Genomic DNA, 23,219 nt, shown 5'->3' with positions numbered 1-23,219 from the left:
GGGTGCAATATCTGGATTAGTGGTGTCACTACGGGGTATTTGTAAGATGGGGAGCATCATGGGGTCGGTCTCGATGCAATCGCAAGCAGATTCGCGCGGCGAGCGTCTGTCCGCTTTTGTCGACGGTGAACTGTTCGACGAAGGGCATCTGAATCTGGACAAGTTTCTTTCCGCGCTGGACGGCGACGATCATGCCGCCTGGTCGAGCTATCACCTGATCGGCGACGCGCTGCGTTCCGACGATCTGGCGATCAGTCCCGCAAGGAGCAGCGCATTTCTGAGCGGTTTCGCCGCGCGTCTCGACAGCGAGCCGCATGTGCTCGCGCCGGCCGCGGTGCCTGTCGCGCGCCGTCTGCTCGGGTTGCGCCGCCGCGTCGTGCCGGCCTTCGCGGTTGCCGCGGCAGCCGCCACACTGACGTGGATCGTCGTGCCGCAATTGCAGGGCGTGCCGGGCGGTCCGGGGGCACAGGTCGCTTCGCTTCAGCCGCATGGCGACGCGGTGCAACGTGTCGCCATGGTCTCGGTGCCGTCGTCGCAAGACGCCAACATCATTCGCGACGCCAGCCTCGATCAATACCTCGAAGCCCACCAGCAGTTTGCGCAACAACCGGTCATGGCGGGTTCGATGCCGGTCATTCGCGCTGCTTCAGTCTCCACGCAGGGCCAATAGCTTGATGCAGACTTTGCGGTTCAATAAAACGACTATCTGGGGGCGGTTGCCGGCATTCCTGTTCTGTGCAGCCGTGTTGTTGTCCGCTACACCGCGGGTCTTCGCACAAGACGATCCGGCCGCCGCCCGCCGCTCGGCCGCGGAACTGCTCGATCGCATCCATCAGGCCGCCCAGCAGCAGAACTACGAGGGCGCGTTCGTCTACCAGCGCGGCAATTTCGTGCAGACGTCGCGCATCGCGCATTATTCGACGCATGCGGACGGCGAATTCGAGCAGCTCGAAAGCCTCGATGGCAAGCCCCGCAAGATGCTCCGCCACAACGACGATATGTTCACGTTCGTGCCGGAGCGACATCTCGTCGTCGTCGAAAAGCGCCAGAACCGGGATTCGTTTCCGGCGCTGCTGACGGTGGACGGCGAGCAGGTGCTGTCCGTCTACGAGCCGAAGATGCTCGTCGACGACCGTGTCGCGGGTGTCGACAGCCTCGTGATGGAACTCGATCCGAAGGACGCATACCGCTTTGCGTACAAGCTCTGGGCCGACAGGAAGACCGGCCTGCTGCTGCGTGCGCAGACGCTCGACCCGAGCGGCCAGGTGCTTGAACAGCTATCGTTTTCCCAGGTCCGTATCGGCGTGCCGGTCGACAAGGCGGGCATCGTCAACGGCATTCGCAATCTGGCCGGGTGGACCGTGGTGCGGCCGCCGGTCGAGCCGGTCGACATGGCCGCGCAAGGCTGGCAGATCACGCCGTCGGTGCCGGGTTTCCACATGATCCGCCAGTTGCGCCGTCCGATGGCGTCGCGCGAGGCGGGGCAGCCGCCCATTCCGGTGGATCAGGCGGTGTTTTCCGATGGCCTCGCGGCCATTTCGGTATTCGTCGAGCCGGTCGAGAACAATTCGCGCAAGGAAGGCACGGGCAATAGCGGCGCCACGCACGTACTGGTCAAGCGCCAGGGCAACTTCTGGATTACCCTGCTGGGTGAAGTGCCCCAAACCACATTGCAGCAATTTGCGTCTGCCATAGAATACAAAGCTCCGAAGTAATCCTTCCGAATCCTGAAATCCCTCGGCTTGCTACGATATGACGATTTTCTCGGTGCGCAAATTCCTCGCGGCCGTCGTGGTGGCGGCTTGTTTGCCGCTCGTACCGCATATGGCGTCGGCGGCTCCCGCTGCCAACCTGCCTGACTTCACCGATCTCGTCGACAAGGTCGGCCCGGCGGTCGTCAACATTCGCACGACGACGCGCGTGTCGAACGGCGCGTCCCGCGGTGGCCTGCCGCCGGGTATGGACGACGGCGACATGTCCGAATTCTTCCGTCGCTTCTTCGGCATTCCGTTGCCCCAGTCGCCGCAATCGCCGGGTTCTCCGCACGGAGGCGATAACGGCGGCAGCGGCGGTGGCAGCAGCGGCGGAAATGGTGGCAGCCAGGATGCACCGGACAGCAACGATCCCGAGCAGAACAGCGGGGTGGGCTCGGGCTTCATCCTGTCGGCGGATGGCTACGTGATGACCAATGCGCACGTCGTCGACGACGCCGACACGATCTACGTCACGCTGACCGACAAGCGCGAATTCAAGGCCAAGCTGATCGGCGTGGACGACCGCACGGACGTCGCGGTCGTGAAGATCAACGCGTCGAACCTGCCGACCATCACCATCGGCGATTCGAACAAGGTGCGCGTCGGCGAATGGGTCGTGGCGATCGGCTCGCCGTTCGGGCTCGAGAACACGGTGACGGCCGGCATCGTCAGCGCGAAGGGGCGCGACACCGGCGACTATCTGCCGTTTATCCAGACCGACGTGGCCGTCAATCCGGGCAACTCGGGCGGTCCGCTGATCAACATGCAGGGCGAAGTGATCGGCATCAACTCGCAGATCTACAGTCGTACCGGCGGTTTCATGGGCATTTCGTTCGCGATTCCGATCGACGAAGCGATGCGCGTGGCCGATCAGCTGAAGAGTTCGGGCAAGGTCGTGCGCGGCCGCATCGCGGTGGCAATCGGCGAAGTCACGAAAGACGTGGCCGATTCGCTCGGTCTGCCGAAAGCGCAGGGTGCCCTCGTCAGCAGCGTCGAGCCGGGCGGCCCCGCAGACAAGGCCGGCGTGCAGCCGGGCGACATCATCCTGAAGTTCAACGGCCATTCGGTCGATACCGCAACGGATTTGCCGCGTATGGTCGGCGATACGAAGCCGGGCACGAAGGCGACGATCACGATCTGGCGCAAGGGCCAAACGCGCGAACTGCCGGTCACGATTGCCGAAATGCAGCCGGACAAGGTTGCGAAGGCGGACCAGAAGCAGCCGAAGGCGCCGAAGCAGCGCGCGACGAATGCGCTCGGTATCGCCGTCAGCGACATTCCCGCCGATCAGCAGAAGGAGCTGAAGATTCACAACGGCGTGCAGATCGACGCAGTGGACGGCCCGGCCGTGCGCGTCGGGCTGCAAAAGGGCGATATCGTTCTGCGGGTGGGCGATACGGACATCACGAGCGCGAAGCAGTTCGACGACGTGACCGCGCATCTCGATCCGCAGAAGATGGTGGCGCTGCTGGTCCGTCGCGGTGAGAACACGCAGTTCGTGCCGATCCGTCCGCGCGCGCAGAAATGACGAAAGTGGCATCGCTCACGCTCTACGGGCGCGTGTGGTGCCATCTTTGCGAGGACATGCGCGCCGCGCTCGAACCTTTGCTGGCCGAGTTCGGCGCGCAAGTAACAGTGATCGACGTCGACACCGATCCGCTGCTCGAAGCGCGTTACAACGAACGGGTGCCGGTTCTGGTTTGCGACGGTGTCGAGCTATGTCACTACCATTTCGACGAAGTCCGGGTGCGAGCGGCGTTGGCAGCGCATGCAACGCTGGCGTCATGAGCCGGCATTCGCGGCCCGCTGCCCGTATGCGCCATTGATGCCGTCTACATCGAATTTCTCGCATCTTCTGCGCCGTCTTTAGGCCTGGCCTTTGCAAGATGCGCCGGCCGGCGGCCTTTTCGGCTAAAATAGATAGGTTTTCACCTACTTACAAGGCGTGCTCCGCTATTGTCCGGGCGCGCCTTTTCGCTTGATCGGCACTGAATGGATCATATTCGTAACTTTTCGATCATTGCGCACATCGACCATGGCAAGTCGACGCTCGCCGATCGCATCATCCAGATTTGCGGCGGCCTGTCCGACCGCGAGATGGAAGCCCAGGTGCTCGACTCGATGGACCTCGAGCGCGAACGCGGCATCACCATCAAGGCGCAAACCGCCGCATTGACGTATCGCGCCCGCGACGGGCAGGTCTACAACCTGAACATGATCGACACGCCGGGGCACGTCGACTTCTCGTACGAAGTCAGCCGCTCGCTGTCCGCATGCGAAGGTGCGCTGCTCGTCGTCGACGCAAGCCAGGGCGTGGAAGCGCAAACCGTCGCCAACTGCTACACGGCCATCGAACTCGGCGTCGAAGTGGTTCCGGTGCTGAACAAGATCGATCTGCCGGCGGCGAACCCCGAAAACGCGATTGCCGAAATCGAGGACGTGATCGGCATCGACGCAACCGACGCGACGCATTGCAGCGCGAAGACCGGCCTTGGCGTCGAAGACGTGCTCGAAGCGCTGATTGCGAAAGTGCCGGCGCCGAAGGGCGATCCGGACGCGCCGCTGCAGGCGCTCATCATCGACTCGTGGTTCGACAACTACGTCGGCGTCGTGATGCTCGTGCGCATCGTCAACGGCACGCTGCGTCCGAAGGACAAGATCCGTTTGATGGCGACCGGTGCGCAGTATCCGGTCGAACATATCGGCGTGTTCACGCCGAAGTCGAAGAATCTCGAATCACTGTCGGCGGGGCAGGTGGGCTTCATCATCGCCGGCATCAAGGAACTCGCGGCGGCGAAGGTTGGCGACACGGTAACGCTCGTGGGCCAGCCGGCTCTCGAGCCGCTGCCGGGCTTCAAGGAAGTGAAGCCGCAGGTGTTTGCCGGTCTCTATCCGGTCGAAGCGAACCAGTACGACGCGCTGCGCGATTCGCTCGAAAAGCTGAAGCTCAACGACGCGTCGCTGCAGTATGAGCCGGAAGTCTCGCAGGCGCTCGGTTTCGGCTTCCGCTGCGGCTTCCTCGGTCTGCTGCATATGGAGATCGTGCAGGAACGTCTCGAACGCGAGTTCGACATGGACCTGATCACGACGGCGCCGACCGTGGTCTACGAAGTCCTGCAGCGCGACGGCACGACCCTCATGGTTGAGAATCCGGCCAAGATGCCGGAGCCGTCGAAGATCGAGGAGGTGCGCGAGCCGATCGTCACCGTGAACCTGTATATGCCGCAGGACTATGTCGGCGCGGTGATCACGCTGTGTACGCAAAAGCGCGGCAACCAGATCAACATGCAGTACCACGGCCGTCAGGTTCAGCTCACGTATGAAATCCCGATGGGTGAAGTCGTGCTCGATTTCTTCGATCGCCTGAAGTCGATTTCGCGCGGCTATGCGTCGATGGACTACGAGTTCAAGGAATACCGCGCGTCCGACGTCGTGAAGGTCGACATGCTGATCAACGGCGACAAGGTCGACGCGCTGTCGGTCATCGTGCACCGCTCGCAAAGCCAGTACCGCGGCCGCGAAGTGGCGGCGAAAATGCGCGAGCTGATTCCGCGTCAGATGTACGACGTGGCGGTGCAGGCCACCATCGGTTCGAACATCATCGCGCGCGAAAATATTAAAGCGTTGCGTAAGAACGTGCTGGCAAAATGCTACGGCGGCGACATCACACGTAAGAAGAAGCTGCTCGAAAAGCAGAAGGCGGGTAAGAAGCGAATGAAGCAGGTGGGCTCGGTCGAGATTCCACAAGAGGCTTTTCTCGCGATTCTGCGTGTCGAAGACAAATAAGCTAAGTAACGGAACCCTATGAATTTTGCGCTGATTCTTTTTGTGCTCGTTGTTTTGACGGGTATCGCATGGGTCGCTGACAAACTGGTTTTCCTGCCGAAACGGCGCCGCGACGCGGAAGCGGCGGTTGCCGAATTCGATCGTCAACAGGCACGCATCGGTGAGCGTTTCGCCGATGAAAACGCCGCGCAAACGCGCGCGCGTCTGCGCGACGACAAGCTGCGTCAGCCGTGGTGGCTCGAATACACGGCGAGCTTCTTTCCGGTGATTCTGGTCGTGTTCGTGGTGCGCTCGTTCGTCGTCGAACCGTTCAAGATTCCGTCGGGTTCGATGGTGCCGACGCTGCTCGTGGGCGACTTTATCCTCGTCAATAAATTCGAATACGGCCTGCGTCTGCCGATTACCAATACGCAGATCACGCAGGGCAGTCCGGTTTCGCGTGGCGACGTGGTGGTGTTCCGCTATCCGAAGGACGAATCGGTCGACTACATCAAGCGCGTGATCGGCCTGCCCGGTGACGTGATCGCCTATCAGGACAAGCAGCTCACGATCAACGGCAAGCCGGTTCCGGAAACGCCGCTGCCCGATTATCTCGACGAAGAGCGCCTCGGTTACGCGAAGCAGTTCGAAGAAAATATCGATGGCCGCAAGAATGCGATTCTGAATAACCCGGCCGTGCCGCCGTTCATCGTCGGCGCCGAAGATTATCCGTATCGCGACAACTGCACGTATAACGAACGCGGCGTGATCTGCAAGGTGCCGCCGGGCAATTACTTCATGATGGGCGACAACCGGGACAACAGCGCGGACAGCCGCTACTGGGGTTTTGCGCCTGAAAAGAATATCGTCGGCCGCGCATTTTTCATCTGGATGAACTTCAGCGATCTGCGGCGCATCGGCTCATTCCATTGAGTTCGCAGCGTCGCTCGTATCACACGCCGCGCCGATAACAGGTAACTCGGTTATATCGGTCGCGGCGTGTTCTCACGCTACTTTAAGAATTCGCGGTAACGTCGCTTCACCACGCTTTTTCCGCAGGCGCTCCGCGTTTCCGCCGGGTCCGGCGCCCGCGTTATACTCTGCTCATGCCCCTATCTCCGTTGGAAAGCCGTTTGCGCTACGAATTTCGCAATGCGGAATTACTGCGCCAGGCTTTAACACACCGCAGTCACAGTGCCACGCATAACGAACGGCTCGAATTTCTCGGCGACTCCGTTCTGAATTGCGCGGTGGCTGCGCTTTTGTTCCAACGTTTCGGCCGCCTCGACGAAGGCGATCTGTCGCGTGTGCGCGCAAATCTCGTGAAGCAGCAATCGCTTTACGAGATTGCTCAGGCACTCAATATTTCCGAAGGCCTGCGGCTCGGCGAGGGCGAACTGCGCAGCGGCGGCTTCCGCCGGCCGTCGATTCTCGCGGATACGCTCGAAGCCGTGCTTGGCGCGATATTCCTCGACGGCGGCTTCGAGGCCGCGCAGACGGTCATCAAGCGCCTTTACGTGCCGATTCTCGACCATATCGACCCGCGCACACTCGGCAAGGACGCGAAGACGCTGCTGCAGGAGTATCTGCAAGGCCACAAGATCGCGTTGCCGACCTACACGGTCGTCGCTACTCATGGTGCGGCGCACAATCAGCAGTTCGAAGTCGAATGCACGGTGCCGAAGCTGGACGTGAAGGTGTCCGGCTCGGGCGCGAGCCGGCGCGCGGCGGAGCAGGCGGCCGCCAAGAAGGCGCTCGACGAAGTGATGGCGGCGGCGCCCGCTGTCGTTGCGAAGCCGAAGCGCTCGAAGGGCGCTCGCGCGGCGAAAAACGCCGAACTGGAGATCGTGCCCGGCGTGACCGGCGTTCAGGCTGCCCTCGATTTGCGCACGCCGGATCGTAAGGCCGAGCGCAGCACACTGCGTGTGGCGGTGACGGCGGAAACCTCGGCGGAAAAAACCATCGCGGAAAAACCGGTTGCCGAGCGCGGCGCGCCGGTAGCCGCGGGTGCGCCGCTTGCGATGATCCGCGCCGCCCACGTCGAATACAGCGCACAGGAGAAGGCCGAGCGCACGGAAAAGGCGGAGAAAGCCGACAAGCCGGCCGCTCACATGAGCGATCGCGCCGGCGAGAAAGCCACCGACAAGCCGGTCGACAAAGCCGAACCGCCCGCGGACAAACCCGTGGCGAACCACGCCTCCGACACCCGATCCGAAGCCGCGCAAGCCCGCGGCGCAGAGCGTCAGCGCAACCGCGAAGCTGCACCGGGCGCCACTGCGGCGCAAGCACAAGTGCCGGCCGCCGCGGTTGCGCCGGCGCCTGCCGAACACGAACCCGGCGTTGCCGGCGCGGTGCAAACGCGCGTCGCCGATGCGGGCCATTGATTGCCATCGGCGCGTGCTTGCCGTGCGCCGAACCGAACCTGCCGTAGTCCGAATATGAACACTCCCGCTCCCACTGGTTTTCGCTGCGGCATGGTCGCGATCGTCGGCCGCCCGAACGTCGGCAAGTCCACGCTGATGAACGCGCTGGTCGGTCAGAAAGTCAGCATCACGTCGCGCAAGGCGCAGACCACACGCCATCGTATTACCGGCATCAACACGATCGAAGACGCGCAGTACATCTTCGTCGATACGCCCGGTTTCCAGACCAAACACAGCGGCGCGCTGAATCGCTCGCTCAATCGCGCGGTCACCTCGACGCTGACCTCGGTCGACGCGATCCTGTTCGTGATCGAAGCGGGCCGCTTCGGCCCCGACGATCAGAAGGTGCTCGACCTGATCCCGGCGAAGGTGCCGACGCTGCTGATCGCGAACAAGCTCGATCGCGTGTCGGACAAGAACACGCTGTTCCCGTTCATGCAGCAGATGAGCGCGCTGCGCGAATTCAACGAGATCGTGCCGCTGTCGGCGAAAAATACCGACGACATCAAGCGTTTGATGGCGACGGTCAAGCCGTTTCTGCCCGAAGGCGAGCCGATCTACGGCGAGGACGATCTGACCGATCGCAGCGAGCGTTTTCTCGCCGCCGAAATCCTGCGCGAAAAGGTGTTCCGCTGGACCGGCGACGAGTTGCCGTACACGAGCACGGTGCTGATCGACAAGTTCGAAACCGAGGGGCGCCTGCGCCGCATCTTCGCGACCATTCTCGTGGAGCGCGACATGCACAAGGCGATGATCATCGGCCAGAAGGGCGCGAAGCTCAAACAGATCAGCACCGAAGCGCGGCTCGACATGGAGAAGCTGTTCGACGGGCCGATCTACCTCGAAACCTTCGTCAAGGTGAAGAGCGGCTGGGCCGACAACGAAGCCGGGCTTCGTGCGTATGGGTACGAATGACGCGTCGGCGACGCTGAATTCCGACGCGGCGGCGGACGATCCGGAGCACGAGCCGTCGCGGTCCGCGCGTAGCACGAGAAAATCCCCGGCCAGGGCCAGAAGCGCGTCTGCCGGGGACGGCGAGCCGCGCGCCGAAGCGCGCAAAGCGCCGGCCCGCCGCGCGCCGCGCACCTCCGCGTCCGAATACCGGATCGCGGAGCAACCGGCTTTCGTGCTGCATAGCTATCCGTATCGCGAAACGAGTCTGATCGTCGACGTGCTGTCGCGCGATCACGGCCGTCTCGCGCTCGTCGCGAAGGGCGCGAAGCGCCCGCACTCCGCACTGCGCGGCGTGCTGCAAACGTTCCAGCCGCTTTCGCTCGCGTGGTCGGGCAAATCCGAAGTGCGCACGCTGACCGGCGCCGAATGGGTCGGCGGCATGCTGCCGCTGGCCGGCGACGCGCTGCTGTGCGGCTTCTACGTCAACGAGCTGCTGGTGCGCTTCTGTGCGCGCGAAGACCCGCATCCGCAACTGTTTCACCACTACGTCGTCACGCTGACACGCCTCGCGCACGACGAGCCGCCCGTGCAGGTGCTGCGTTCGTTCGAGCGGGTGCTACTGCGCGAAACCGGCTACGCGATGGCGCTCGATCGCACCGTCACGCGCAAGGCGGTGCTTGCCGAGGGCCGCTACGTGTTCGATCCCGAGCGCGGCGTGCGCGAAGCGTCGGACGAATGGCCCGCGCAGTGGCCGGTGATCGCGGGGCAAACCTTGCTCGATATGGAACAGGACGATTACCATCGAGCGCAGACCGTGGCGCAAAGCAAAACGCTGATGCGCTTCCTGCTCAACACCTATCTGGGCGGTACGCCGCTGGCGACGCGCCAGATCCTGATCGACCTGCAGAACCTATGAGCTTCTTTCTCACTTCGCCGACCGTCATCGATCTCGGCGTGAACATCGATCACGTCGCCACGCTGCGCAATGCGCGCGGCACGTCCTATCCCGATCCGATCCGCGCGGCGCTGATGGCCGAAGAGGCCGGCGCCGATGCGATTACGCTGCATCTGCGCGAGGATCGCCGCCATATCGTCGACGCCGACGTGCGCAAGCTGCGCCCGCTCCTGAATACGCGTATGAACCTCGAATGCGCGGTCACGCAGGAGATGCTCGACATCGCGTGCGAAGTGCAGCCGCACGACGTCTGCCTCGTGCCGGAAAAGCGCGAAGAACTGACGACCGAAGGCGGCCTCGATGTCGCGGGCCAGTTCGAGGCGGTGCGTGCCGCCTGCAAGCAACTGGCGGACGCGAACTCGCGCGTGTCGCTCTTTATCGATCCGGATGAGACGCAGATTCGCGCCGCGCACGAAGCCGGCGCGCCGGTGATCGAACTGCACACGGGCCGTTACGCCGAAGCGCACGACCCCGCCGAACAGCAACGCGAATACGAGCGCATCGTGCGCACGGTCGAATTCGGTGCGACGCTCGGCCTCAAGGTCAATGCGGGCCACGGTCTGCACTACACGAACGTGCAGCAGATCGCGGCGATCGACGGCATCGTCGAACTCAATATCGGCCATGCGATCGTCGCGCACGCGATCTTCGCGGGCTGGGACAATGCGGTGCGCGAGATGAAGGCGATCATGGTCGCCGCGCGTCTCGGTGCACGCGGATAACCCGGACGGACGCGCACATGGCGATCTATGGCATCGGCACCGACATCGTGCAGGTGAGCCGCGTGGCCGCGGTGATGACGCGCACCAACGGCCGTTTCGCGGAGAAGGTGCTCGGCCCCGACGAACTGCGCGTCTATCGCGCGCGTGAGGCCCGCTCGGCGGCGCGCGGCCTCGCGTTTCTCGCGACGCGCTTCTCGGCGAAAGAGGCGTTCTCGAAGGCGATCGGCCTCGGCATGCACTGGCCGATGAGCTGGCGCGCGCTGCAAACGCTGAACAAACCGAGCGGCGAACCGATGGTGGTCGCCTCCGGCGAACTGGCCGACTGGCTCGACGCGCGCGGCATTACCGCACGCGTGACGATCAGCGACGAGCGCGACTACGCGGTGTCGTTCGTGATCGCCGAGACGGAGCAGGCGGCCGGGGCGCGCGCTTCGGCCGGGCAGTCCGTGCAATCGGCGGCGCAAGCCGCGGTTCAGGCGGTGGCCCAATCGGCTCAATCGGCCACCGAATAACGCACGACCTCGAACGCGGCCCGGACGAACCGCGTTTGTCTTCGCCTTAGATTCCCACAGCCCTTTTTCCGGCGGAACTCGATGAAAACCATTCCCGGACCGGTGATGCTCGACGTGGTCGGCAAAACGCTGAACCACGATGACCGACGCCGCCTCGCTCACCCGATGACGGGCGGCGTGATCCTGTTCGCGCGCCACTACGAGCGCCGCGCACAACTGGTCGCGCTGACCGAGGCGATCCGCGCGGTCCGCGAGGATCTGCTGATCGCCGTCGATCACGAAGGCGGCCGCGTGCAGCGTTTTCGCACCGACGGCTTCACGGTGCTGCCGTCGATGGGCACGCTCGGCGCGCTGTGGGACCGCGATGTGCTGCAGGCGACCAAGGTGGCGACCGCGGTCGGCTATATCCTCGCCGCGGAGTTGCGCGCGTGCGGCATCGATATGAGCTTCACGCCGGTGCTCGACCTCGATTACGGACACTCGCAGGTGATCGGCGATCGCGCGTTCCATCGCGATCCGCGTGTCGTGGCGATGCTCGCGAAGAGCCTCAATCACGGTCTCGCGCTTGCCGGCATGAGCAATTGCGGCAAGCACTTTCCGGGGCACGGCTTCGCGCAGGCGGACTCGCACGTTGCCATGCCGGTCGACGAGCGCTCGCTGGAAGAGATCCTGCGCGACGACGTGGCGCCGTACGACTGGCTCGGCCTGTCGCTCGGGGCGGTGTTGCCCGCGCACGTCGTTTATCCGAAGGTCGATGCGAAGCCGGCCGGCTTTTCGCGCGTCTGGCTGCAGGACATCCTGCGCAAGAAGCTGCGTTTCGACGGCGCGATATTCAGCGACGATCTGTCGATGGAAGCGGCGCGCCAGGGCGGCACGCTGACCGAGGGCGCGCGCGCCGCGCTCGAGGCCGGCTGCGACATGGTGCTGATCTGCAATCAGCCGCACGAAGCGGAGAAGGTGCTCGACGCGCTGCGCTTCAAGCCGTCGAAGGAATCGCAGCGGCGTCTGAAGCGCATGCAGCCGCGCGGCAAGGCGCTCAAGTGGAGCAAGCTGATGGACGAGCCGCGGTATGTCGAAGCGCAGGCGTTGCTGCGCGGTGCATTTGAGTGATTTTTTGCCTGAGCTTTTGGGCGCGGCGTTTTTTTGCGAGCGTTTGAGCGGAGCCGCCAACCTCGCGAATCAAGCCTGCGCATAACGCTACGAAAAACCCGGGTCGCAAAAAATCCGCCGAAAAAATGGCGCCTTGGAACGAATCAAGGCGCCATTTTTTTATGCGTGCTTCGATGCTTCGGCGATCGAGGCATCGAAGTGCCGTCGACTCAGTTCAAGCGCATCCGCTGCAGCTTGTTGTACAGCGTCTTCGGGCTGATCCCGAGCAGCGACGCCGCGCGATGCCGCGTGCCGCCCACCGCGTCGAGCGTCGCGCGAATCAGCATTTCCTCGACGTCCGCGAGCGGGGTGCCGACGGTCACCTGCACGCGGCTACCGTTCAGATCGCGGCCGTCCGCGGTGACGGCTTCGTCGGCGCGCAACGATTCGAGCACGTCGCCCGACGCCTGATACGCGCGCCGCACGCGATCCTGCAACTCGCGCACGTTGCCGGGCCAGTCGTGGGCGAGACATTCGCGCAGGAAGCCCGGCGCCGCCTGCTTCGCGACTTCGGCGGTGCCGCGTGCCGCGGCTTCCAGATTCATCTCGTCGATGATCGCTTGCGCGATCAGCACCGGATCGTCGCCGCGTTCGCGCAGCGGCGGCAGCAGCACCGAGGCGGCTTCGAGACGCAACGCGAGGTCCGGGTGCAGGCTGCCGTCCGCGACGGCCGCGCGTGGCGGCTTGCGCGTCGACGCGATCAGGCGGAAATCGGTCGCGACCTGATTGGTGCCGCCCACCCGCATGAACATTTGCGAATCGAGCGCGCGCAGCAGCGCCTCCTGCTGGGCGCGCGGCAACTCGGAGATTTCATTGATCAACAGCGTGCCGCCGCTCGCCTGCTCGAAGAGGCCTACCTCGCGCTGCTCGGCGCCGCCGAACGCGCCGCGTTCGTCGCCGAACAGCAGGCTGTCGAGCGAACGGGTCGCGGTGCCGGCCGCCGCGCCGCGGCAGTCGAAGGTGACGAACGGCCCCTTGCGGCGCCGGCTCATGTCGTGCAGCGTGCGCGCGGCGATCTGCTTGCCGGTGCCTGCTTCGCCGGAGATCAGCGCGGCGGCTTCGGTCGGCGCGAGATGTTCGATCGTGTCGTAGACGTGCTGGATCGTGCCGCTGCGCCCGAGCATCGAGCCGAACCGGCCAAGCTGGCGCAGCGACGCGCGCAGCGTCTGCACTTCCTCGGTCAGCTCGTAGGGACGCGGGACGCGCGCGAGCAGGCTGCGCAGGCGCGGGATGTTGACCGGCTTCAGCAGATAGTCCCAGATACCGTGCCGCAAGCCCTCGATCGCGCTCTCGACCGTCGCGTTGCCGGTCATCACGATCACCGGCAACGCGCCGCCCGGTGGGTGCGCGGGCAGATGCTGCAGCAGATCGAGGCCGCTGCCGTCCGGCAGGTTCAGGTCGACCAGCACGACGTCGGGGATGAAGCGCGTCAATGCCGCCCGGGCTTCGGCGAGCGTGGTCGCGGTGTCGACGGAGAAACCGTCGGCCGCAAGAATCGCGGACAGACCGGACAGGCTATTGGGATCGTCTTCAACAATCAGTGCGTGTGGCATGGCGAGCGCAATTTTTTGAATGGATGAAATGCCTGGCGCGCCGCTAAGGCTGCGATGACGCGCATCGCGGGCTCCGAAGGCTCTGGCGGGCTCGATGACAGGTCATGCTGGTCCTTGGGCTTCGGGAACGGGGCCCGGGCTGCGCCGCTTGCGCACCGCGCGGGCCGGGTTTGTAGTTCCTTCACTCATCCTGTCAGAAATCCCGGTTGTTGGCGAAAAACCGGCGCACTGCGAGTTCCGCTTCCGCGCGGGGGCAGCCATGACGTTTCCGGATCAGGCCGGCGAGCCTGCCGGCGCAGTCTTCGGCCCCGGCCGGTTCGTCGTCCGTCAACCTGCACGATGCGGCCTTTTCCTTGCCGACTATCTGCTTCCACCTGCCTGCGGCGATGTCGCGGTTCACGGCGCGTCTCCCGGTTGGAAAAACAAGCTAGCCTGTCTTGCCATCAAGCAGGGACCGTGCCAAAGAAATTTTCCGAGATGTATCAACGGTTTGTTCGCAATCGGCGATGAAATCGGGACGTCGCAATGGTAATTTTGAATAACGCCCCCGGTAAAGTTTTCCTCACTCTGCATGGCGAACCAGAAAAGAAAAAGCGCCCCTTGGGGCGCTTTTTGGCGGCGGACCGGCAGGGTGCCGACGCTGGAGAGCCGCTCGGACGCTTAGGCGCGGCTGCGGTACTCGTGGGTACGCGTGTCGATTTCGATCTTGTCGCCGATGTTGCAGAAGAGCGGCACTTGCAGTTCGAAACCGGTGTTCAGCTTGGCGTTCTTCAGCACCTTGCCCGACGACGTGTCGCCCTTGACAGCCGGTTCCGTGTAGATGATTTCGCGAACCAGCGTGGTCGGCAGTTCGACCGAGATTGCCTTCTCGTTGTAGAACACGACTTCGCAAGCCATGCCGTCTTCGAGGTAGTGCAGCGCGTCGCCCATCATTTCGGCTTCGACTTCGTACTGGTTGTAGTCGGCGTCCATGAACACGTACATCGGGTCGGCGAAGTACGAGTACGTCACTTCCTTGCGCTCGAGCACGACGACGTCGAATTTGTCGTCGGCCTTGTACACGGTTTCCATGCCCGAGCCGGTCAGCAGGTTCTTGAACTTCATCTTGACGACGGCGGCGTTACGGCCCGATTTGTTGTACTCGGCCTTTTGCACGACCATGGCGTCTGCGCCGATCATCACGACGTTGCCGGTGCGGAGTTCCTGTGCGGTCTTCATAAAACTGTCCTGTGCGAGATAAATAGCTTAACTGTTGCTCAACGGCATAGGCGCCAAGCGGCTTCGGCGTTTCGCCCATCGCCGGCCGCGCCGCGGGAAGCGGCGGCTGGCAAGCGCATGCACGAAACGGGGCCGGCCTGTGGCGGGGGCGAGCGGCGGGCCGCTTCGCGCAGCCGCCGGTGTCCGCCATCCTGCCAGTCCGTTACCTGATTTTTACCCTGTGCGGGCGTGTACACGAGTGGCGCCGACCCGCAGCATACGTTCCCTTTGCGCCCTTTTCTTGACAGCCGCGTGTCCGACCCGAAGGTTGGGGCGCATGACGGGTGTTCTACAGGGATGGGTCAGGCGGGCTGACCGGAACGTGTTGCTGGAATCGGGCCGCGCTTGCGTCGTCGGCCGTTGGATAACCGCTTATTTTAACTGAGTTTTTGCGAACAATGTCAGGTTTCCGGCGAGATCGCCCACCTGCGCGAGCTCGTCCGCCCACGCGGCGGCGCGCTGTCTCAGTGTCGGGCAGTGGCGCTGGAACTGCGCCCAGTCCGGCTGGCCCGCGCCGTTCCAGGCGTGCCAGAAGCGTTCGAGCGCGGCGCGCGCGTCGGCCGGCAGCGCGCGCGCGTAGTGGGCGAGCGCGGCGTCGAGCTTCGGCAGATGCGCGTCGTCCGCTTGCGGGTAGATGTGCCAGATGAACGGTTTCGCGGCCCATTGGGCGCGCACGAACGAATCCTCGCCGCGCACGAAGTTGACGTCGCTCGCCCACAGCAGCGCGTCGTAGCCGGTTTGCTCGGTGAAGGCGAGCGCATGGGCGCTGAGGTTGCCACGCGTCGCGTGCGTGCCCGCGGCAAACGACGGCAGTCCGAAAAAGCGCGCGAGTGCGCCGGAAATACGGCCTTCGGGTACCAGCAGCACGACGGGCGTGACGCTGTCGCGCCATTGTTCGAGCAGGCTGTCGACGGCCGGGTTTTCGTACGCGAACAGCGAGACGACGGTGGCCGAAGCCGGCGGCGGCGCTTCGCCGGTGGCCGCGAGCCACCACGCGGCGCGGGCGGCCGGCGAGCCCTCGAACTCGGCGCGCGCCGCGTCGAGATCGCGCTCCTTGAGCACGCCGCCGGTGCCGGGGCCGAGTCCGGGGAAAAAGAACGTCTTGCTGAGCGCGTAACGCGGATGCGGCGACGGACGCAGATGGAAATCCGCGACCCAGTCCTCGGCACTCAGATATTCGAGGTTGAGCCAGAGCGGCGCGCGCACGCGTTCGGCCATGGCGGCGATATAGATGGGCGGCAGTTCGCAGGCGAACGCTTCGATCACGACATCGGCGACGTCGAGCGTCTCGCCCGCGTGAGCCGGCTCGTGCCAGTGCTCGATGACGATCCCGTCGAGTGTCTGCCGCGCGCGCTCGGGTGCGAGCCGTGGGCACAGCTTCTGGAACGCGTGCAGATCGTCGACGAACAGGCGCACCTGCCAGCCATGCTCGTTCGCAAGCTGACGCGCAAGACGCCAGCACACGCCGATGTCGCCGAAATTGTCGATCACCGCGCAGAAGATGTCGCAGGCGAGCGGGGCCGCCGCGGCGGACGGGGCAGTGGACGAGGCGGTGGTCGATGCGGAAGCGGGCGGGACACTGGACATGGCGGTCTGGGTCGCGGGTTCGGGTCGTGGATGCGGTCGGAACGGCTGCGGCGGGCGCTGCCGCGTCATCGCGCGGCGGGGCTCGGACGCGCGAGGAATGTTCTAAACTGGCGATTCTAAAGCCTCGTTGACGATTCGCGCGCCCGGCTCCCCGAAGGCGCGGCACGCGGCGCAAGGCTCCGCGAGACCGTCCCCATCCAAGACCCTGCATGACCGCACCCGAAGCAACCGACGCAAACGAGGCGCCCGACGCCTTCGAGCCGAAAAAAGTGCTCGCCCAGCTGCCGCATCTGCCCGGCGTCTACCGTTATTACGACACGAGCGGCGCGGTGCTCTACGTCGGCAAGGCGCGCGATCTGAAGAAGCGCGTTTCGAGCTATTTCACGAAGACGCAGCTCTCGCCGCGCATCGCGATGATGGTCACGCGCATCGCGCGCATCGAGACGACCGTGACGCGCTCCGAAGCCGAGGCGCTGCTGCTCGAAAACAATATGATCAAGGCGCTCGCGCCGCGTTACAACATCCTGTTTCGCGACGACAAGTCGTATCCGTATCTGAAGCTGACCGGCCACAAGTTTCCGCGCATGGCGTATTACCGCGGCTCGGTCGATCGCAAGAACCAGTACTTCGGGCCGTTTCCGAGCGCGTGGGCAGTGCGCGAAAGCATTCAGATCCTGCAGCGCGTGTTCCAGTTGCGCACCTGTGAAGACTCGGTGTTCAACAACCGCACGCGGCCGTGTCTGCTGCATCAGATCGGCCGCTGCACCGCGCCGTGCGTCGCGAACATCAGCGAAGAGGATTACGCGCGAGACGTCGCCAACGCATCGCGCTTTCTGCTCGGCCGCCAGGGCGAGGTGATGAAGGAGCTCGAGCAGAAGATGCATGCGTTTGCGAGCGAGCTCAAGTTCGAGCAGGCCGCGGCGGTGCGCAACCAGATGAGTTCGCTCTCGACGGTGCTGCATCAGCAGGCGATCGAGGTCGGCAGCGACAGCGACGTCGACATTCTCGCGGTGGTTGCGCTGGGCGGGCGCGTCTGCGTGAATCTCGCGATGGTGCGCGGCGGCCGGCACCTCGGCGACAAGGCGTATTTCCCCACGCACGTGGAAAGCGCGTTGACCGCCGCCGAAGGCGGGCTCGGCGAGGACGGCGGCGAGGTGCGGGACGCTGCTTCGGACCTGCTCGCGCGCGATGGCGGCGCGGGTGAGGACGGCGAGGAGCGCGTCGGCAGCGCGGCGGCCGTCGGCGATGCCGACGCGCTTGCGCTCGCGATCGCGCGGGACATGCCCGCGGAAGACGAAGAACCCGACATCGCCGCAGAGGAAGCCGAGGACGCCGGGCAAGCCGGCGCGGCCGCCGCCTCGAAGCGCCGCAAAGGCCGCGCATCCGGCGGCATCGAAGCCGAAGTGCTCGAAGCGTTCATCGCGCAGCATTACCTCGGCAATCGCGTGCCGCCTGTGCTGGTGGTCAGCCACGCGCCGGGCCGCGAACTCGTCGACGTGCTCACGGAGCAGGCGGGGCACAAGGTGAACGTGCTGCGTCAGCCGCAAGGACAGCGCCGCGCATGGCTCGCGATGGCCGAGCAGAATGCGCGGCTCGCGCTGGCCCGGCTGCTTTCCGAGCAGGGCTCGCAACAGGCTCGCACGCGCGCGCTGACCGACACGCTCGGCATGGAGTGCGACGATCTCGCGCATCTGCGCATCGAATGCTTCGACATCAGCCACACGATGGGCGAGGCGACGCAGGCGTCGTGCGTCGTCTATCACCATCACAAGATGCAGTCGTCCGAGTACCGCCGCTACAACATCACCGGCATCACGCCCGGCGACGACTACGCGGCGATGCGCCAGGTGCTCACGCGTCGTTACGAGAAGATGGTCGCGCAGGCTGCCGCGAATTCCGCTGATGAAGCCGCGCAGGCGCAAGGCGCTGCGGCCGCCGATCCGTCGCTCGCGGCCGAGGCCGCTGAGGCCACCGAGCCGGGCGCGGCGGGCGGCGTTCTGCCGACCATCGTGCTGATCGACGGCGGCAAAGGCCAGGTGGAGATTGCGCGCCAGGTGTTCACCGAGCTGGGGCTCGACACCGGCATGCTGGTCGGCGTCGCGAAGGGGGAGGGGCGCAAGGTCGGCCTCGAAACCCTGATTTTCGCCGACGGCCGCACGCCGCTCGAACTCGGCAAGGAAAGCGCCGCGCTGATGCTGGTCGCGCAGATTCGCGACGAGGCGCACCGCTTTGCGATTACCGGCATGCGCGCGAAGCGCGGCAAAACGCGGCAGACTTCGCGGCTCGAAGAGCTCGAAGGCGTCGGGGCGAAACGGCGTCAGCGGCTGCTCGCGCGCTTCGGCGGGCTGCGCGGTGTGGTGGCCGCGAGTGTCGAGGATCTGGCGAGCGTCGAAGGCATTTCGCAGGCGCTGGCCGAGCAGATTTACCGGCAACTGCACTGAGTGCGTTGCGTCTGGTGTCTGGTGCGCGGGTCGTTTTTGTCGGGCGCGCTGTATCGCGGGCGGCGCGCGAGTGGGGGCGGGCGAAGCGAGGTGGGGACAAGGAGGGGGCGACGGGACCGGAGCGCTTCCGTTCGACTCGCGCTGGCCGGCGCAGCGCACCCCCGGCGTGGGCCGCGGCCGCCCCGGCGCCGGCTTGCTTGTGGCAGGCCCTGTGACACGGCACAATTGCAACTCACTCGTCAGACGCTGCGCCTGCCCCATGCCGTTTAATTTCCCGATATTTTTGACCTGGCTGCGGATCGTGCTGATTCCGCTCGTCGTCGGCGTGTTCTATTTGCCCGACATGATGATGAGCCCCGCGCACCGCAATCTCGCGGCCGCCACGATCTTCATTCTCGCGGCGCTCACCGACTGGTTCGACGGCTTTCTGGCCCGCAAGTGGAATCAGACCTCGGCGTTCGGCGCGTTCCTCGACCCGGTCGCCGACAAGCTCATGGTGACGGCCGCGTTGCTCGTGCTCGTGCAGCTCACGCGCATCGACTCGGCGATCGCGCTCGTGATCGTCGGACGCGAAATCGCGATCTCGGCGCTGCGCGAATGGATGGCGCAGATCGGCGCATCGAAGAGCGTCGCGGTGAATTCGCTCGGCAAGTTCAAGACCGCGTGCCAGATGGTGGCGATTCCGATGCTGCTGTTCTATGGTCCGCTGCCGTTCGGCGGCGGCATCGCGATCGACACGCGCGTGTGGGGTTTGTGGCTGATCTATCTCGCCGCGTTCCTGACGATCTGGTCGATGCTCTACTACATGAAGCTCGCGTGGCCGCAGATTCGCGAGCGTGGCGGCGTCGCGTGACAGCGTGAGCGAAGCGGAGCGCGGCCGCAAAAGTATCTTCGAACCCCGTGGAAACATGAGAGAAATCTTTTCTGTAGAAGAGATGGGCAAAAGGGGTTGACACGTTTCTGCCGGTTCTCCATAATCTCGTTTCTCCGATGCACGCAGCGCGAAACGCAGCGAAACATCGGGAAGCGCAGTCAGGCAGTAGCAGTGAATGCAGTGCAACGCGGGAATAGCTCAGTTGGTAGAGCGCAACCTTGCCAAGGTTGAGGTCGCGAGTTCGAGCCTCGTTTCCCGCTCCAGTTTTTTGAAGCAATGCGTTGTTTGGCGAAGTACAAAATGTAGCGCGTTGTGAAGCAGTTCAATGCGGGAGTAGCTCAGTTGGTAGAGCGCAACCTTGCCAAGGTTGAGGTCGCGAGTTCGAGCCTCGTCTCCCGCTCCATACATCAGGGGAAGCAACGCTTCCCTTTTTGTTTGGAAGGCCGGTCGCTTGTCAGCGCTTCGGTCCTTCTGGTTCCCACCAGACAAATCTGCGAGCCTGCTTCTAGGTTCCAGTCCGCTTGTGGCGCGATAGCAAAGCGGTTATGCAGCGGCCTGCAAAGCCGTTTAGGCCGGTTCGACTCCGGCTCGCGCCTCCAGTCGTTGATGTAAAGAAAAGCCCCGACATGTCGGGGCTTTTCTTTTTTTCCGCCGCTTTTCTACCTCTCTTTTTCACCGCGCTCGCCAGCGTGTCTCCGCGCTTGCGATTGCCTACTCGATCGCACCACGCCGGCTCGAATCGCTCAGAACACTCAGAAGTTGAGCGCGGATTTGATCGACTGCATCGCGGCGTTGTTCAGGAAATAGTAGTTCTCCTGCGGTGTGCCGCCGCCAAGCGGTACGAGCTGCAAGGTCGTGCCGTCCTTGAGAACGTAGCCGGTGTAGATGCCGCCGTTGTACTGATAGTAGACGCGGTAATCGCTGCCGGTGCTGCCGATCGTCGCGTTGGACACCCAGGCGCGCACGCCTGCCAGCGTAACGATCTGACCATCGGCAAGCTGATAGCTCTTGCCGTCCGTCGCACTCGCATAGGGGAAGAAATTTTCGAGCGTCGATATCGTGGCCGAGCAGGGCGTCGGGTTGTTGCCCGTCGTGGCCGGGGCAACGCAGTCGTTGGTGAACAGCTCGTCGCCGACGGCATGTCGAACCACCTTGATGTAGGCAGAGCCTGCCTGCCAACTGGCCTGCTGGTTGTAGAGCGTTTGCCCGTTGATCGTATTCGTGAGCAAGCCCAGGGCGCTATTCGTGAACAGCTCGGAAGGGGAGGCGGAGATCAGGCCACTTAGCGAAACGGCGGTGTAGCTGGTGCCGAGGAGCGTGCGGACCACGGTGCTGCCGTCGGCGGCCAGGTAGTCTTCCTGGACATTGGAGCCTGCGTAGCTGACGCGGGCCTGGGCCGGAACCGCGGCGACATAAATGGCGCCGTTGACGACGAAGCGTCCGTTGCTGATCGTGGGCACCTTGAGCGTCGACGCAAGGGACGTGGTGCCGGCGGTCAGCGGCTGCGGGCCGCTCGACGGGCTTTGAGGAATGCTGGAGTCAGCGGTGAAAAAAAAGCTGCTGCTCGGGTTGACCGATACGGCGCCCGTCGAACTCGTGCTGAACGAGAGGCTCCCGTCCACGTAATGCAGTCCGCCGTTCGACGCCAGCGCAAAACTTTCGTAACTCTTCTGCGCATCGCTCAGGTTCGACGTGCTTGCGGCCGAGCCCGAATTGCCGGACGAACCGCCGCCGCATGCGGACAATAGCAATACGGGTCCCGCAATCAGAATGGCATATTTATTTACCATTCGCTTTTCATGTTCTTTCATTTATATTTTATTCTCTTTCGAATTTATGATCGGGTTGTCGGGTGCCGTTAAAGTAGCGTGGGGCGCTATTATTCTAGCGACGCTTATATAAAGTGCTCGTTGTTTTCGCGTTTTTCGTGGAAAATAATCGCGTATTCGTTCCGGATAACACGCGCATTTATGCGCCGCGCACAACTATTAAATTCGACCTATGAAGAAAATCAGAACCGTTGCCATTCTGCTGGGTTTCGTCGTGCCGTTGCAGGCATTCGCGCAATCGGCGTCCGCACCGGACGTCAAACCCGGCGATTCGTGGACGTACGTGATAACAGTCGAAAAAGGCGCCGCGAACTGGAACCAGACGCACGACCAGGTGACGGTGCTGCGCACGACGTCGTCGCACATCTACTATGAGGCGCACCAGGCGGGCTCGACGCAGGCGCCCAAGGAACTGATCGCCGGCATGGACTGGAGCCGCGAGCGCAGCGTGAACGGCACGGAAATGGTCGTTAACCGGCCGCTGGCGTTCCCGCTGTCGCCGGGAAAAACCTGGAACATCGACTACACGGAGCAGCATCCGAACCGGGTTTTCGCTTCGCAGAAGTGGAGTTCGCAATATCGCGTGATCGGGACGGAAACCGTCGAAGTGCCGGCCGGAAAATTCCAGGCGATCAAGATCGAATCCGAGGGCGACTGGCTCGCGCAACTCGAACCGCGGCAGACCATTACACAGGCCACCCAGGTCGAGCAGGGCGATACGACCATGATGACGCACGCGCAGAAAATCGCCCCCGCGCAAGCGACGGGCCGCACCTATAAAGCGTTCTGGTATGCGCCGGAAGTCGGCCGCTGGGTGAAATCGGTGGAAGAATATTACGGCAGTAATGGTGTGCGGAGCGAGCGCTATACCAGCGAGCTTGAATCGTTTAAAAAAGGCACGCAATAATCGACGTAAAAATGTTTAAAACAGTAGCGGATTTGAATTTTATTTCGATTCAATAAAAGAGCGCAGGTTTTGATGCGCCCGCGGTTCGCGCATGGGGTGCCGTGTGAACCGCAAATCCCGATTGCGGTGGTGCGTCCGCCGTTCGCACACGCGCCTGCAAGTTGATACGCCGCTTCCGGCCCGAGCGATAAAATCGCAGCATCGTCATTGCCGCTTTCACCACGCTCGCATGTATCTACAACTCACCGGCACCAACGTGCGGCTGCTCGGCTCCATGCATCTCTTTCCCGCGACGAGCCGGCGCACGCCGCCTTGGGTCGCCGAGGCCTATGACTGGGCCGAGGGGCTGATCTTCGAATCCGACGCACCGACCATCCTGCCCTTTCTGAGGGCCGGCGCGCAGCCTGGCGCCGCGCAGTTGCAACCCTCGATGAGCGCGGACGCGTGGACGCAACTGCAAGCGCTCTGGCCCCCCGAGTTCGACATTTCCGGCCGGAATTTGAGGCAATTTCGACCCAGAGCACCTTATAGATCAAACACTTGGCGTCCGTGGTTGTCGATGCGTTGTAGTGACACGAAATTTTCTGTGAGCCCTTG

At 63.7% G+C, this 23,219-nt stretch carries 20 protein-coding genes, 3 tRNA genes and 1 pseudogene; 19 read left to right on the top strand and 5 right to left on the bottom strand.

Annotation, left to right across the window (positions count from 1 at the left end):
* Positions 1 to 58 precede the first annotated feature (58 nt).
* From G3N58_RS25635 to nagZ, 12 genes are all read left to right on the top strand, one after another.
* Entirely contained in the window at positions 59 to 670 is a 612-nt protein-coding gene (locus tag G3N58_RS25635) for an RseA family anti-sigma factor (protein WP_167042951.1), read from the top strand.
* Between the two features lie 4 nt (positions 671 to 674).
* Positions 675 to 1,715, top strand: coding sequence for a MucB/RseB C-terminal domain-containing protein (locus tag G3N58_RS25630; RefSeq protein ID WP_206000529.1), 1,041 nt, complete (start codon positions 675 to 677; stop codon positions 1,713 to 1,715).
* Between the two features lie 37 nt (positions 1,716 to 1,752).
* Positions 1,753 to 3,282: a DegQ family serine endoprotease gene (locus G3N58_RS25625; RefSeq protein WP_206000528.1), complete on the top strand. Its 1,530-nt coding sequence runs from the start codon at positions 1,753 to 1,755 to the stop codon at positions 3,280 to 3,282.
* On the top strand, positions 3,279 to 3,542 hold the full coding sequence (locus G3N58_RS25620; RefSeq protein ID WP_206000527.1) for a glutaredoxin family protein: 264 nt from the start codon (positions 3,279 to 3,281) through the stop codon (positions 3,540 to 3,542). Before G3N58_RS25625 ends, G3N58_RS25620 begins: the two co-directional genes overlap by 4 nt.
* A gap of 204 nt (positions 3,543 to 3,746) precedes the next feature.
* On the top strand, positions 3,747 to 5,540 hold the full coding sequence (lepA, locus tag G3N58_RS25615) for a translation elongation factor 4 (protein WP_206000526.1): 1,794 nt from the start codon (positions 3,747 to 3,749) through the stop codon (positions 5,538 to 5,540).
* Between the two features lie 18 nt (positions 5,541 to 5,558).
* A complete protein-coding gene (lepB, locus tag G3N58_RS25610; RefSeq protein WP_167042961.1) occupies positions 5,559 to 6,452 on the top strand; it encodes a signal peptidase I in 894 nt (297 codons plus the stop codon).
* Positions 6,453 to 6,625: 173 nt separating this feature from the next.
* Positions 6,626 to 7,903 (top strand): ribonuclease III, encoded by a 1,278-nt coding sequence (gene rnc / locus G3N58_RS25605; protein ID WP_206000525.1) that lies wholly within the window; start codon positions 6,626 to 6,628, stop codon positions 7,901 to 7,903.
* A gap of 54 nt (positions 7,904 to 7,957) precedes the next feature.
* Positions 7,958 to 8,857 carry a GTPase Era gene (gene era, locus G3N58_RS25600; protein WP_167285369.1) on the top strand — a complete coding sequence of 300 codons (900 nt, stop codon included), beginning with the start codon at positions 7,958 to 7,960 and terminating at the stop codon, positions 8,855 to 8,857.
* Positions 8,844 to 9,752: a DNA repair protein RecO gene (gene recO / locus G3N58_RS25595; RefSeq protein ID WP_167042966.1), complete on the top strand. Its 909-nt coding sequence runs from the start codon at positions 8,844 to 8,846 to the stop codon at positions 9,750 to 9,752. The genes era and recO overlap by 14 nt, the downstream gene beginning before the upstream one ends.
* Positions 9,749 to 10,513, top strand: a complete 765-nt coding sequence (gene pdxJ / locus G3N58_RS25590) for a pyridoxine 5'-phosphate synthase (protein ID WP_206000524.1) — start codon at positions 9,749 to 9,751, stop codon at positions 10,511 to 10,513. Before recO ends, pdxJ begins: the two co-directional genes overlap by 4 nt.
* A gap of 17 nt (positions 10,514 to 10,530) precedes the next feature.
* Positions 10,531 to 11,025, top strand: a complete 495-nt coding sequence (acpS, locus tag G3N58_RS25585) for a holo-ACP synthase (RefSeq protein ID WP_206000523.1) — start codon at positions 10,531 to 10,533, stop codon at positions 11,023 to 11,025.
* A gap of 81 nt (positions 11,026 to 11,106) precedes the next feature.
* Positions 11,107 to 12,135 carry a beta-N-acetylhexosaminidase gene (gene nagZ, locus G3N58_RS25580; protein ID WP_206000522.1) on the top strand — a complete coding sequence of 343 codons (1,029 nt, stop codon included), beginning with the start codon at positions 11,107 to 11,109 and terminating at the stop codon, positions 12,133 to 12,135.
* Positions 12,136 to 12,344: 209 nt separating this feature from the next.
* Here nagZ and G3N58_RS25575 read toward each other — a convergent pair whose 3' ends face one another.
* The 4 genes from G3N58_RS25575 to earP form a co-directional block, all read right to left on the bottom strand.
* On the bottom strand, positions 12,345 to 13,727 hold the full coding sequence (locus tag G3N58_RS25575) for a sigma-54 dependent transcriptional regulator (RefSeq protein WP_206000521.1): 1,383 nt from the start codon (positions 13,725 to 13,727) through the stop codon (positions 12,345 to 12,347).
* Positions 13,728 to 13,920: 193 nt separating this feature from the next.
* A complete protein-coding gene (locus tag G3N58_RS25570; RefSeq protein WP_167285377.1) occupies positions 13,921 to 14,127 on the bottom strand; it encodes a hypothetical protein in 207 nt (68 codons plus the stop codon).
* A 260-nt stretch (positions 14,128 to 14,387) separates the two neighbouring features.
* Complete coding sequence (gene efp / locus G3N58_RS25565; protein ID WP_167042977.1) at positions 14,388 to 14,945, bottom strand: elongation factor P; 558 nt, start codon at positions 14,943 to 14,945, stop codon at positions 14,388 to 14,390.
* Positions 14,946 to 15,356: 411 nt separating this feature from the next.
* Entirely contained in the window at positions 15,357 to 16,571 is a 1,215-nt protein-coding gene (gene earP, locus G3N58_RS25560) for an elongation factor P maturation arginine rhamnosyltransferase EarP (protein WP_206000520.1), read from the bottom strand.
* 209 nt (positions 16,572 to 16,780) lie between these two features.
* On the opposite strand from earP, the gene uvrC reads away from it, so the two are divergent.
* From uvrC to G3N58_RS25535, 5 genes are all read left to right on the top strand, one after another.
* On the top strand, positions 16,781 to 19,012 hold the full coding sequence (uvrC, locus tag G3N58_RS25555) for an excinuclease ABC subunit UvrC (RefSeq protein WP_206000519.1): 2,232 nt from the start codon (positions 16,781 to 16,783) through the stop codon (positions 19,010 to 19,012).
* 259 nt (positions 19,013 to 19,271) lie between these two features.
* Positions 19,272 to 19,865: a CDP-diacylglycerol--glycerol-3-phosphate 3-phosphatidyltransferase gene (pgsA, locus tag G3N58_RS25550; protein ID WP_167042983.1), complete on the top strand. Its 594-nt coding sequence runs from the start codon at positions 19,272 to 19,274 to the stop codon at positions 19,863 to 19,865.
* Between the two features lie 208 nt (positions 19,866 to 20,073).
* Positions 20,074 to 20,149: transfer RNA gene (locus G3N58_RS25545), tRNA-Gly, on the top strand.
* 64 nt (positions 20,150 to 20,213) lie between these two features.
* A tRNA-Gly gene (locus G3N58_RS25540) sits at positions 20,214 to 20,289 on the top strand.
* Positions 20,290 to 20,411: 122 nt separating this feature from the next.
* Positions 20,412 to 20,485 (top strand) — tRNA-Cys (locus G3N58_RS25535).
* Between the two features lie 153 nt (positions 20,486 to 20,638).
* On the opposite strand, the gene G3N58_RS25530 is transcribed toward G3N58_RS25535, so the two are convergent.
* Positions 20,639 to 21,676 (bottom strand): hypothetical protein, encoded by a 1,038-nt coding sequence (locus G3N58_RS25530; RefSeq protein WP_241017233.1) that lies wholly within the window; start codon positions 21,674 to 21,676, stop codon positions 20,639 to 20,641.
* Between the two features lie 211 nt (positions 21,677 to 21,887).
* Between G3N58_RS25530 and G3N58_RS25525 the strand changes: the two genes are divergently transcribed.
* Both G3N58_RS25525 and G3N58_RS25520 read left to right on the top strand, forming a co-directional pair.
* The gene (locus G3N58_RS25525; protein WP_167042987.1) at positions 21,888 to 22,622 is read left to right on the top strand and encodes a hypothetical protein; all 735 of its coding nucleotides are present in this window, start codon (positions 21,888 to 21,890) and stop codon (positions 22,620 to 22,622) included.
* Between the two features lie 229 nt (positions 22,623 to 22,851).
* Positions 22,852 to 23,219 (top strand): annotated as a pseudogene (locus tag G3N58_RS25520) (hypothetical protein); the annotation flags it as partial.

It is taken from the genome of Paraburkholderia sp. Ac-20342, assembly GCF_017104985.1.
GTDB lineage: Bacteria > Pseudomonadota > Gammaproteobacteria > Burkholderiales > Burkholderiaceae > Paraburkholderia.
Note: the sequence above shows the minus strand (reverse complement) of the source record. Positions and strands in the feature narration are given on the sequence as shown.